Genomic DNA, 11,146 nt, shown 5'->3' on the forward strand with positions numbered 1-11,146 from the left:
GTCAGGCGGGGCGGCGCAGAATGGCGGTTGCAAATCCCATTCCGATCAACGCCAATCCGCCGAACCGGGTCATTGCGGTGATGACATTGGCACGTCCGATCATCAGGCGCAGTCGGTCGGCCAGCAGCGCATAGGCCAGCGCGTTCAGCCAGGCCAGCCCGACAAATGTAGCTATCAGGATCGTGAACTGCGGGCCCAGCGGGTCATCCGGGCGCAGGAACTGCGGCACAAAAGCGATGAAAAAGGCGATGGACTTGGGGTTCAGCGCCGTCACGGCCGCCGCATGGCCAAAAACGCCGCGCGCCGTCACCTCGCGTTCTGTGCGGACGGTGCTCAGCCCGCCAGACGGGGCGCTGCGCAGAAGTTTGATACCCAGCCAGACCAGATAGGCCGCCCCGACCCATTTCAGAACGGAAAACAAGGTGGCCGAGGCAAGAACCAGCGCCCCAAGTCCCAGCAGGGATGCCGTCATCGCCAGCAGATCGCCAAGCGCCACGCCGGTGGCCGAGGCGACGGCGACACTGCGCCCTTTCGACAAGGCGTAGCTGAGTATCAGCAAAACCGTCGGCCCGGGGATCAGCAGCAGGGCGGTGGAAGCGGCGACAAAGGCCAGCCATAGATCTGTCGACATGAGGCATCCTGTAATTTCGTCTCACAGAAAGACTTGCCGCGCGGTTGCCGTCAAGCCTTACGTGGTTCGGTTGCCCATCGCATCAGCGCCTCAAGCGGGCCCCGCTTGAAGCGGCGGAACCACATCAGTGCAAAAAGTGTCGATGCGGCGCAGAACAGCAGTGCGTACCCCACGATCTGCGGCGCGGTCAGGGAACCGTCCAGCAATCCGGCCTCATCAAGAATGCCCATCCCGATCAGGATATGTGCCATGTACAGGGTCAGGCTCTGCCTGCCCGGCGCCACCAGGGCAGGGGCCAGTTTTGCCCGCTCGATCACTGGCCATAGTTTGAGTGACAGCCCGATAATCAGACATGCCGTCCCCGCGCCCGCCATGACATAGAACGGACCGGGCGGGATGGATTCAGTGCCCAGCCAGGCCTTCAGTTCGGGGTCGTGGATCAGCATTTGCGGAAATTGCGCCAGAACGGCGGCGGCGAAACCCCAGATGATCAGGCGGTGTTGAATGCACAGAGTTTGCAACTGTGTCCTCCCGATCGCCATCCCGATCAACAAGAACGCGGTCCAGGGCAGGACCGGATGCCAGCCATTAAACAGTGCGTTGCGTAGGAACCCGGGCAAGGTCCACAGGTCGGTGTAGGTCAGGGAGGTCCGGTCCCAGCCCCGGTCATAGTCGAAACTGAGCATCGCAAGCACCGACAGTGCGACAATCCCAAACGCGCCCAGCCACAAGCCGCGCGTCGTGGCGGTCAGGAACGCCGCGCCGGCAACAAAATACAGCGCGTAGAAATGCAGGATGTCCGCGTCGAACACGGTCATGTTGATCAGGCCCAGCCCGAATAGAAATGCGGCGCGGCGCAACAGCAGACTGGCAGAAATTTGCGACAACCCGATGCCAACCCCAGCCAGCACCACAAACAGCGCAGCCGCGCGCCCCTCCAGCGCATCGACCAGAGCCGAGGCCCAGTCACGGCCCGGTTCCACGCCGGCTGCAATTCGGAAATTGACCAGCACCATGCCGCAAAAGGCCAAGTAGCGGGCGGCATCCAGCGCCTTGAGACGTGTCATCGGTCCTCACATTTGGCGGTGGCCGGCTAAATATTTGCCGCCACACGATAATCTTCGTCAACATGGAGAGGTCGCCGCGCGTTTCAACCATGTAAAGTGCGAAACCTGCGCTGGCTGGCTTCGTGGCAACAGATTAAGATTCAATAAAGCACTGTACCCGAGCCTTGAAATACGGCTCAAAGCGTCAGACCTGTCATGCAAGCCTGAGTGTCGGAGGGGCCAATGGTACAGACGCAACACGCAAAACCGGATGCAAAAGCTGCTGTACCGGGTATCGCCCGGATCCGGCGCGCATTGACCGGGCTCGTTCTGGCCGGGGCCGTTCTGTATATCGGCGCGGTCAGCTACATGTACCTCAACCAGAAGTCACTGCTGTTCAAGCCCGAGGGCGAACTGCCCGAACCTGCTGCGATCGGGCTGGCGGATGTCGATGTGATCTCGCTGCCGATGTCCTACGGCACGGTATTGACGGCCTGGTCCGCGCCTTCGGCCATAGACGACGCGCCGACCGTTTTGTTCTTTCATGGTCAGTCCGGGAATCTTGGTGACCGGTCCGAACGGTTTCGCGAAATCCTGAACAGCGGATACGGGCTGCTTGCGCCCAGCTATCGCGGGTTTCCCGGAAGCGGGGGCGAGCCATCCGAACAGGTGCTGATTTCCGACGGGGTGCACCTGTTCGACAGGCTGAGCAGCGCTGGCGAGACCGTTGTCCTGCACGGCCAAAGCCTTGGAACCGGGGTCGCGGCCGCGGTGGCCGAACAGCGCCCGGATGCCAGACTGCTCGTGCTTGAGGCGCCGTTTACCGCAACGGTCGACGTCGCGGCCGAGCGGTATCCCTGGTTGCCGGTCTCAACCCTGATGAAAGATCAATTCGCGACGCGGGACATCATCGACGATGTTGCCGTGCCGACCCTGATCTTCCACGGCACGATGGACGAAACCATCCCGCTGCATCATGCTGAAGCATTGGCGGCTCTGGCCGGGGATACGGCGCAGCTTCATGTGATCCCCGACGGTACGCATAACGATCTCTGGTCGCGCGGCCTTTGGGACGTGGTCGAACAGAGCCTGACAAAAAACTGACGTCAGAGGACCCGCCCGGCGACCGCATCCAGTTTGGCAAGCAACACAGGGTCGCGCTTTTCCGGTGCGGTCAGAATCGCAAACTCCAGCGCCCGGTCGCAGCCATGCGGGCAGGGCGCACGCTCGGCCCCTAGCAAGGCCGGCAACCCCTTGACCAGCGCGCGGCCCTTTTCGGCATTGCCGGTCAGGGTGGCGATAATCGTGGTCACGTCAACCTCGCCGTGATCGGGATGCCAGCTGTCGTAGTCCGTGACCATGGCAACGGATGCGTAACAAAGCTCGGCCTCGCGGGCCAGTTTGGCCTCGGGCATGTTGGTCATGCCGATGACATCACAGCCCCAGTGCTTGCGATACATCTTCGATTCCGCCAGCGAGGAGAACTGCGGCCCCTCCATCGCCAGATAGGTGCCGCCGCGATGCACGGTGATGCCAGCCGATTTGCCTGCGGTCTCGCACGCATCGCCCAGACGCGGGCAGGTGGGATGGGCAACGCTGACATGGGCCACGCAGCCGGTTCCGAAAAAGCTCTTCTCGCGCGCAAAAGTTCGGTCAATGAACTGATCTACAATAACAAAATCGCCGGGTGCCATGTGTTCGCGAAACGAACCGCAGGCCGAAACCGAGATCACATCCGTCACACCCAGCCGCTTGAGCGCGTCGATATTGGCGCGATAGGGCACCTCGGTCGGCGAATGCACATGCCCCCGTCCGTGCCGGGGCAGGAACGCCATCTCGATCCCCTCAAGAGATCCGGTCAGAATCTGGTCCGACGGTGCCCCCCATGGCGTTTCGACACTGACCCATTGTGCATTTTCCAGCCCGTCAATGTCATAAATGCCCGATCCGCCAATGACGGCAATCTTTGTCTGGGTCACGTCGTTTCTCCGATCCAAAATTTCTTTCCTGAAATTTCTGAGGCGCCAGCGGCCATTTGACAAGTGGTTTCAACCGATTGTGCGCCTGACCCTGTGGACCGTGATCTCGCTATGTGCTCAGCGCATGGCAGGTTCCCGCCAGATGCTGTACCTCGCGGGGGAAATGGCGGGTACAAGGCGCGCTTCGCGCGAGCCAATCAAAACCGACAGGACCGTCCAATGCCCCGAGCCTTGCTGGCAAGTTTTGCCAATCGCCTTGCCATACCCGATCTGCGCTGGATGCCGGACGAAGGCTTCACCCTGTCGCGTATCCGGATCGAGCTGCTTTCGGGGCTGACCGTCGCCCTGGCACTGGTGCCCGAGGCCGTGGCTTTTGCCTTCGTTGCTGGCGTACACCCCCTGGTCGGATTGTACGCCGCGTTCCTTGTCGGTCTGATCACCGCTCTGATCGGCGGCCGCCCCGGCATGATCTCGGGTGCAACCGGCGCTCTGGCCGTGGTCATGGTCGCGCTGGTGGCGGAGCACGGGGTCGAGTACCTGTTCGCCACAGTTGTTCTGATGGGTATCCTGCAGGTCATTGCGGGGGCGATGCATTGGGGGCGGTTTATCCGGCTGGTGCCGCATCCGGTGATGCTGGGCTTCGTGAACGGACTGGCGATTGTGATTTTTCTGGCCCAGATGGGGCAGTTCAAGGTGCCGGGAACCATGGAAAACACCGGTCACGGCATGGGCGGCGGTGAATGGCTGTCGGGCATGCAACTTTATACCATGCTGGGTCTTGTTGCTTTGACCATGGCGGTCATCTGGGTAATGCCACGTATCACGCGTATTGTGCCGGCCCCGCTGGCTGGCATCGTGGTTGTCGCCGCGCTGGTGATCGGCTTTGGGCTGGACGTGCCGCGCGTCGGCGATCTGGCCTCGATTGAAGGCAGCTTGCCCGCCTTCCACATCCCGATGGTGCCGTTGAACTGGGAAACCTTCGAGATCATTCTGCCTTATGCAGTCATTCTGGCGGCGATCGGATTGATCGAATCTCTTCTGACCCTGAACCTCGTGGGCGAGATAACCGGCAAGCGCGGCGGCGCCTCGCAGGAATGTATCGCGCAGGGCGCAGCCAATGTCGTGACCGGTTTCTTCGGCGGCATGGGCGGCTGTGCAATGATCGGCCAGTCGATGATCAACGTGAAATCCGGAGGGCGCACACGTGTCGCGGGGATCGCGGCCGCCCTGTTCCTGCTGGTGTTCATTCTGTTTGCCGCCCCCCTGATCGAACAGATCCCGCTGGCGGCACTGGTGGGTGTGATGTTCATGGTCGTGATCGGCACCTTTGCGTGGAACTCGTTCAACATCATGCGCAAAGTGCCTCTGACAGACGCGTTTGTGATCGTACTGGTTACTGTCGTGACAGTGATGGAGGACCTTGCGGTCGCCGTTGTCGTCGGCGTGATTGTCTCGGCGCTGGCCTATGCCTGGAACAACGCCAAACGCATCCATGCGGTCACCCGCGATTCCGAGACTGAAAAAGGCGCCAAGGTCTATGAAATTCAGGGGCCGCTTTTCTTTGGGTCGTCGGAAGGCTTCCTTGAAATCTTCGACGTGCAGAACGACCCCGAAACCGTGATTATCGATTTCGCCGCCAGCCGGGTTGTGGATCAGTCCGCCTTGCAGGCCATCGAGAATATCGCGGCCAAATACGAGGCGGCAGACAAGCGGGTCATGCTGCGCCACCTGAGCCGGGATTGCCACAAACTGCTCAACAAAGCCGGACATCTGATGGTCGATAGCGACGACGACCCGGATTACGAACTGGCGGTCGACTATTCGGTTCGTACCGGTATATTGGGCGGCCACTGATTTTTGCGAGGCTCTGCCTCGCGCTCCGGGATATTTGGGGCCAGATGAATGAAGGATCCGTTTCTTCACCTGGCCGAAAATATCCCGGGGGAGTCGCGGCTTGCCGCGGCGGGGGCAGCGCCCCCCTTTGTGTGCGGCCTCAATCGTCCGGGCGTTCGAGCGCGAACAGCTCAGTAACAACCGAGTAGTCCCGATAACCAAGACGGGCCAGCGGTTTGAACGAGGTGACGTCAAATCGCCCGTCGCGGATATGCGCGTCATCGAGATGAACACCGATGACTTCTCCGAACACCACCCGGTTGGCCTCTCCGGGCAGGGTCACGATCTTTGTCAATCGGCATTCCAGAGCCGCAGGCGCGCCCTTGATCCGGGCGCAGGGGATGGTTTCACACTCGATCGGTGTCAGCCCGGCATGGGCGAATTCGTCAATTTCCTTCGGCAGACCTGCCGAACTGGCATTCATGGCATCCTGATCGGCATGCGCCACAACGTTCACGCAGAAAACGCCGGTGGCCTCGATATTGGCAATACTGTCCTTGCCGCCGTCCTGATCGTGCTTGGTGCCGGTAGTGGCAAACATTACCTGAGGCGGCGTGTACGCGACCCCGTTGAAGAAGGAATAGGGCGCTAGATTGTTGATCCCATCCGCATCGCGCGTCGAAATCCAGCCGATCGGGCGGGGGGTGATGATGGCGTTGAAGGGGTTGTGCGGCAGGCCGTGGCCGTCTTCGGGGCGATAGAACATCAAGGTCTCCAAGCGTTTGCCCAAGGCGTATCGAAGTGCTAGGGCGAATTCCAGCAAGGAAAAGAGGGCGCGCGTGCAGCAATTCAAGATCAGGCCGGAACAGCCGGATGACTGGTGGGAGGTCGAGGCGCTTTATGACCTGTGCTTTGCACCCGGTCGTGAGGCTCTGTCTTCCTATCGTCTGCGCGATGATGTGCCACCGGTGGCGGGCCTGTCGCTTGTTGCCCGCGACGGGCAGGGTATTCTGGCCGGTGCGATCCGGTTCTGGCCGGTCCATGTCGGCGATCATGATGCATTGTTGCTGGGTCCAGTGGCGGTTCACCCGACCCATCAGGGCGAGGGTCTTGGCGGTTTCCTGATCCACCAGGGGTTGCAGGCCGGGCGCGAGAAAGGCTGGGCGCGGGTCATGCTGGTGGGGGACGCGCCCTATTACTCGCGGTTTGGTTTTTCGCTGCTGAAGCATGTGGAAATGCCGCCGCCAACAAATCCTGACCGTGTTTTGGGGCTGGAACTTGTGCCCGGAAAATGGGGCGGGGTGCAGGGCCTCGTATCACGCTGGACCCGCTGAACTATTGAAACGGCCCTGCTGAATGCCGATCTTTCTGACTGAGGAGGAGGCAGATGCAGAACGTGGTTCTTGTTGAAGAACTGGATGCCGACGCTGAACTGGATCGGCTTGCAGGGCATTACCGGTCCGCCGGTGGCGCGGGGGTGAAACTGCTTAATGCGCTTGGCGGATCAGCAGAATCTCTGCTGGATCAGTTGCCTGAGCCCGTGCGTCTGGGTCTGACCGGCGCGACGGAGCAGGCGCTTTGGATTGCCATGCATGCCGCAGAAGGATCGCGCCGGGCGATACCCGACCAGCAACCTTGGGTGAATACCGTCGTCAGCACGGCCATGGGAGCGGCAGGTGGTATGGGCGGTCTGTCGACGGCCCTGATGGAGTTGCCCGCAACAACGGCCATGCTGCTGCGCGCCATTCAGGGGGCCGCTGCCCGCGAAGGATTTGATCCGTCCGAGGAAGGTGTGAAATTCGATTGCGTCCGGGTCCTGTCTGCCGCAGGGCCCCTTTCAGATGATGACGGGGCTGATCTGGGGTTCTATTCCGTGCGCTTGACGTTGACCGGACCGGCCATGCAGCGCCTGATCGCGGCGGTTGCACCGCGCCTGTCGGTGGTTCTGGGCCAGAAACTGGCGGCCCAGTCCATTCCGGTTCTGGGTGCTTTGGCCGGAGGCAGCACGAACTATGTCTATTCCCGTTACTATCAACAGATTGCCCGTGTCCATTTCGGATTGCGCCGACTGGCGGTGGATGCTGACATCCCGCATGACGAACTTGTGCGCCGCTTGGCTTCGCGAATGAAATAACGCCCGACTTTTGCAGTCCCGCTTGGTAAGTACCGCATCATGTGGTATGTTTACCCTCAGCAGACCCAAAATAAGAGCAGAAATTCGGTCTGAAAAACAGGCGTTAATACCATTTGAAAGGCGGTAGCGTGAACAACGCGAAGCATTCGCCAACTTCTCGGCGCAAGGCCGGGGCTTGTCCTGTCCATTCACAGGCGGCAGCACTGTGCTACCGGATCCATCAAAACCGGCCCGAGATCCTTTTAATCACCACCCGCCGCTCCGGGTGCTGGATCATACCCAGAGGCTGGCCAATCCTGGGGCTCAGCCCGTCAGAAACCGCCGAGCGGGAGGCGTGGGAAGAAGCGGGCGCTGTCGGTCGGTGCGACAAAAAGGCGATGGGGCGGTATACTTACATCAAGCACCGTTCCAAGAAACGGACACTTTTGTGCGAAGTTGATGTGTTCGCGATGCTGGTAAGCTCACTGGCTTCGGATTTCCCGGAAAGCGACGAGCGTAAGCGGGAATGGTGCGTTCCGGAAAAGGCAGCTTTAAGGGTCAATTCGCCGGAACTTTCCGTATTGTTGCGAGATTTTAGGCAATATCCCTGCCAACTTCTGGCCGGAAGGGCTTGATATTACGGTATTGGTCGGTATCTATTTTGTAACACGTATTTTGGGCGAAACATGATTCAGTACGCATTGAAATGCAGCAACGGCCATACATTTGAAAGTTGGTTTCAATCGGCCGCCGCCTACGACAAACTTGCAGCTGCGGGCATGGTGACATGCGCGGTTTGCGGGTGTGTGCAGGTGGAAAAGGCGATCATGACCCCCCGTGTCCGGCCCGCCCGCAATGCCGTGGCGCGCCCGGAATCCGCGCCGGCCGAGCCCGCGCCGATCAATGTTGCAAAACCATCGCTTGAGATCGAAAAGATCCTGACGCAACTGCGCCGCCAGGTGGAAGAGAATTCGGATTACGTCGGTAAGGATTTCGCATCCGAGGCCCGCAAGATTCACCTGGGCGAAGCGCCCGACCGTGCCATTTATGGCGAGGCCAAGGCGGAAGAGGCCAAAGCCCTGATCGAAGACGGTGTTCCGGTCGCCCCGCTGCCATTTGTTCCCAGCCGAAAGACGAACTGACCCGTGCGGGTTGTTATCACCGGGGCCAACCGCGGTATTGGAAAGGCTCTGGCCGACAGGTACCGGAACAGGGGTGATGACGTCATCGGAACCGCGCGCGATGACAGTGCGCAGATTAAGCTGGACGTCGCAGAACCCGCTCACCACGCTGCCATGGCTGAACGGCTGATTGGTCAACCTGTTGATCTGCTGATCTGCAATGCAGGCGTCTATCTCGACAAAGGACACGGCATCGAAGAATACCCGGCAGACATGTGGGCGCAGACATTCGCGACCAATGTCACCGGCGTCTTTCTGACGGTCCAGTCCCTGTTGCCGAACCTGCGTGCGGCCAAAGGCAGGATCGCAATTCTGTCCTCGCAAATGGCTTCGCACACGCGCGCGCCCGGTGGCAGCTATATCTATCGTGCATCCAAGGCCGCTGCGCTGAATTTGGGGCGGAATCTGGCGGCAGATCTGCAGGGTGAGGGCATTGCCGTCGGCATCTATCACCCCGGCTGGGTGCAGACCGATATGGGTGGCTCGGCGGCCGCCATCACCGTGGATCAGGCCGTTGAGGGCCTGATCGAACGTTTCGACACGCTGAACCTGGACAGTTCAGGGTGTTTTGAAACCTATGACGGTCAGGCGCACCCTTACTGAGTGGCCAGTGCCGCCTTGGGAATCTCGTAAACCTCGCCGGGATCGATGAAGATCACCATCATGTCGCCACGCGTTTCGGAGGTTATTTTCGATGTCGAGCTGCTGGATTCCGGCTCGCCATTGGTGAAATAGATTTGCCGCACTTCGCCGGTGCTCAGTTGAACGGCCAGTGTCGCGGTTCCATCGTCGCGGCGACGCAGCTCGGCGTTGCACGAGCGCAGAGGTTCACCGGCAATGGCGGCGCAGGGAACGGTGCCCAATGCGTTCTTGCCATCGGTTCCGGCCAGTGTCGCGGATTGTGCAAGAGCGGACGAGGACAAAAGGGCAAAGGCAGCAGCAAGACGGTACATGAAAAAACCTCGTGAAGGATGTGTCAGACGCAGGCTGGCACCGCAGGAACCCATTGTAAAGTCGGCCTGCGCGCCAATCAGGACATCTTTGCGCCCTTGCCCTTGCGCCCCCCCTCGCTTATGAGGCTCGGGACCAGAAATAAAAGGCGCGGAGACACCTGCCCCCATGCCCGTACTCGTGATGAAATTCGGTGGCACTTCGGTTGCCAATCTCGACCGCATCCGCCGCGCGGCCAAGCGCGTGGGCGTTGAAGTAGCAAAGGGCTATGACGTGATCGTCATTGTCTCGGCCATGTCGGGCAAGACCAACGAACTGGTGGGCTGGGTCGACGAAACATCGCCGTTGTACGACGCGCGCGAATATGATGCGGTCGTATCTTCAGGGGAAAACGTTACTGCTGGCCTTATGGCGCTGACACTGCAGGAAATGGACGTGCCCGCGCGCAGCTGGCAGGGCTGGCAGGTTCCGCTGCTGACCACAAGCGCACACAGCCAGGCCCGGATCGAAGACATTCCGACCGGCAACATCAACCAGAAATTCGCCGAAGGCATGAAAGTTGCCGTGGTCGCGGGCTTTCAGGGCATCAGCCCCGAGGGTCGGATCACCACGCTGGGCCGGGGTGGTTCGGACACCACGGCAGTGGCCTTTGCCGCAGCCTTCGATGCCGAACGCTGCGACATTTATACGGACGTGGACGGGGTTTACACCACGGATCCGCGCATCTGTGAAAAAGCGCGCAAGCTGGACCGGATCGCGTTCGAAGAGATGCTGGAACTTGCCTCGCTGGGGGCGAAGGTCTTGCAGACCCGTTCGGTCGAACTGGCCATGCGTTACAAGGTGAAACTGCGCGTTCTTTCAAGTTTCGAAGAACAATCCGACGAGGCCGGCACTCTGGTCTGCGACGAGGAGGATATCATGGAATCCAATGTTGTGGCCGGTGTGGCCTATTCCCGCGACGAAGCCAAAATGACCGTGGTGTCCGTGGCCGACCGCCCCGGCATCGCCACGACCATCTTCACCGCGCTCAGCGACGAAGGCGTGAATGTCGACATGATCGTTCAGAACATTTCGGACGAAGGCCGGACCGACATGACGTTCTCTTGCCCGACCGACCAGGTTGCCCGCGCCGAAAAGGCATTGCATGCCATCAAGGAAAAGGGCGAGCTGAACTACGCCGAGCTGGTCACCGACAATGACGTCTGCAAGGTATCGGTTGTCGGTATCGGTATGCGTTCGCAATCGGGTGTGGCAGCGAAAATGTTCAAGGTACTCTCGGATGAGGGGATCAACATTAAGGTCATTACAACCTCCGAGATCAAGATTTCTGTTCTGGTCGACCGGAAATACATGGAACTTGCTGTTCAGGCACTGCATGATGCCTTTGAACTGGACAAGGCGGCCTGAGCATT

At 60.2% G+C, this 11,146-nt stretch carries 13 protein-coding genes; 8 read left to right on the top strand and 5 right to left on the bottom strand.

All coding sequences use genetic code 11. The features are described from left to right. Position 1 precedes the first annotated feature (1 nt). Positions 2–631 carry a LysE family translocator gene (locus tag AC2FIR_RS07705; RefSeq protein ID WP_170613228.1) on the bottom strand — a complete coding sequence of 210 codons (630 nt, stop codon included), beginning with the start codon at positions 629–631 and terminating at the stop codon, positions 2–4. 50 nt (positions 632–681) lie between these two features. Then, positions 682–1,698, bottom strand: coding sequence for a DUF418 domain-containing protein (locus tag AC2FIR_RS07710; protein ID WP_170613226.1), 1,017 nt, complete (start codon positions 1,696–1,698; stop codon positions 682–684). A gap of 222 nt (positions 1,699–1,920) precedes the next feature. Here AC2FIR_RS07710 and AC2FIR_RS07715 point away from each other — a divergent pair, with 222 nt between their 5' ends. Next, complete coding sequence (locus AC2FIR_RS07715; RefSeq protein ID WP_170613224.1) at positions 1,921–2,781, top strand: alpha/beta hydrolase; 861 nt, start codon at positions 1,921–1,923, stop codon at positions 2,779–2,781. Positions 2,782–2,783: 2 nt separating this feature from the next. On the opposite strand, the gene AC2FIR_RS07720 is transcribed toward AC2FIR_RS07715, so the two are convergent. Beyond that, a complete protein-coding gene (locus AC2FIR_RS07720) occupies positions 2,784–3,656 on the bottom strand; it encodes an S-methyl-5'-thioadenosine phosphorylase (protein ID WP_170613222.1) in 873 nt (290 codons plus the stop codon). Positions 3,657–3,875: 219 nt separating this feature from the next. Between AC2FIR_RS07720 and AC2FIR_RS07725 the strand changes: the two genes are divergently transcribed. Further along, complete coding sequence (locus tag AC2FIR_RS07725; RefSeq protein ID WP_170815909.1) at positions 3,876–5,510, top strand: SulP family inorganic anion transporter; 1,635 nt, start codon at positions 3,876–3,878, stop codon at positions 5,508–5,510. Positions 5,511–5,649: 139 nt separating this feature from the next. Here the strand turns inward: AC2FIR_RS07725 and AC2FIR_RS07730 are convergent, their stop codons facing one another. Then, positions 5,650–6,255, bottom strand: coding sequence for a flavin reductase family protein (locus tag AC2FIR_RS07730; RefSeq protein WP_170613218.1), 606 nt, complete (start codon positions 6,253–6,255; stop codon positions 5,650–5,652). Positions 6,256–6,328: 73 nt separating this feature from the next. Here AC2FIR_RS07730 and AC2FIR_RS07735 point away from each other — a divergent pair, with 73 nt between their 5' ends. From AC2FIR_RS07735 to AC2FIR_RS07755, 5 genes are all read left to right on the top strand, one after another. Next, the gene (locus AC2FIR_RS07735) at positions 6,329–6,823 is read left to right on the top strand and encodes a GNAT family N-acetyltransferase (RefSeq protein WP_170613216.1); all 495 of its coding nucleotides are present in this window, start codon (positions 6,329–6,331) and stop codon (positions 6,821–6,823) included. A gap of 53 nt (positions 6,824–6,876) precedes the next feature. Further along, positions 6,877–7,623 (top strand): EcsC family protein, encoded by a 747-nt coding sequence (locus tag AC2FIR_RS07740; RefSeq protein ID WP_170613214.1) that lies wholly within the window; start codon positions 6,877–6,879, stop codon positions 7,621–7,623. A gap of 128 nt (positions 7,624–7,751) precedes the next feature. Next, positions 7,752–8,237 carry an NUDIX hydrolase gene (locus tag AC2FIR_RS07745; RefSeq protein WP_496762098.1) on the top strand — a complete coding sequence of 162 codons (486 nt, stop codon included), beginning with the start codon at positions 7,752–7,754 and terminating at the stop codon, positions 8,235–8,237. Between the two features lie 51 nt (positions 8,238–8,288). Next, the gene (locus AC2FIR_RS07750) at positions 8,289–8,744 is read left to right on the top strand and encodes a DUF1178 family protein (RefSeq protein ID WP_170613210.1); all 456 of its coding nucleotides are present in this window, start codon (positions 8,289–8,291) and stop codon (positions 8,742–8,744) included. 3 nt (positions 8,745–8,747) lie between these two features. Then, positions 8,748–9,386, top strand: a complete 639-nt coding sequence (locus AC2FIR_RS07755) for an SDR family oxidoreductase (RefSeq protein ID WP_170613208.1) — start codon at positions 8,748–8,750, stop codon at positions 9,384–9,386. On the opposite strand, the gene AC2FIR_RS07760 is transcribed toward AC2FIR_RS07755, so the two are convergent. Further along, positions 9,380–9,736: a hypothetical protein gene (locus AC2FIR_RS07760; RefSeq protein ID WP_170613206.1), complete on the bottom strand. Its 357-nt coding sequence runs from the start codon at positions 9,734–9,736 to the stop codon at positions 9,380–9,382. The genes AC2FIR_RS07755 and AC2FIR_RS07760 overlap by 7 nt on opposite strands. A 166-nt stretch (positions 9,737–9,902) precedes the next feature. On the opposite strand from AC2FIR_RS07760, the gene AC2FIR_RS07765 reads away from it, so the two are divergent. After that, positions 9,903–11,141: an aspartate kinase gene (locus AC2FIR_RS07765; RefSeq protein ID WP_170613204.1), complete on the top strand. Its 1,239-nt coding sequence runs from the start codon at positions 9,903–9,905 to the stop codon at positions 11,139–11,141. Positions 11,142–11,146: the final 5 nt, after the last annotated feature.

The organism is Ruegeria sp. CDSB136, assembly GCF_059610965.1.

What these genes read in the sequence shown, in the direction of transcription:
- AC2FIR_RS07710 (WP_170613226.1), bottom strand. Translation starts at nt 1,698, where the DNA reads ATGACACGTCTCAAGGCGCTGGATGCCGCCCGCTACTTGGCCTTTTGC.
- AC2FIR_RS07705 (WP_170613228.1), bottom strand. Translation starts at nt 631, where the DNA reads ATGTCGACAGATCTATGGCTGGCCTTTGTCGCCGCTTCCACCGCCCTG.
- AC2FIR_RS07725 (WP_170815909.1), top strand. Translation starts at nt 3,876, where the DNA reads ATGCCCCGAGCCTTGCTGGCAAGTTTTGCCAATCGCCTTGCCATACCC.
- AC2FIR_RS07765 (WP_170613204.1), top strand. Translation starts at nt 9,903, where the DNA reads ATGCCCGTACTCGTGATGAAATTCGGTGGCACTTCGGTTGCCAATCTC.
- AC2FIR_RS07730 (WP_170613218.1), bottom strand. Translation starts at nt 6,255, where the DNA reads ATGTTCTATCGCCCCGAAGACGGCCACGGCCTGCCGCACAACCCCTTC.
- AC2FIR_RS07760 (WP_170613206.1), bottom strand. Translation starts at nt 9,736, where the DNA reads ATGTACCGTCTTGCTGCTGCCTTTGCCCTTTTGTCCTCGTCCGCTCTT.
- AC2FIR_RS07740 (WP_170613214.1), top strand. Translation starts at nt 6,877, where the DNA reads ATGCAGAACGTGGTTCTTGTTGAAGAACTGGATGCCGACGCTGAACTG.
- AC2FIR_RS07715 (WP_170613224.1), top strand. Translation starts at nt 1,921, where the DNA reads ATGGTACAGACGCAACACGCAAAACCGGATGCAAAAGCTGCTGTACCG.
- AC2FIR_RS07750 (WP_170613210.1), top strand. Translation starts at nt 8,289, where the DNA reads ATGATTCAGTACGCATTGAAATGCAGCAACGGCCATACATTTGAAAGT.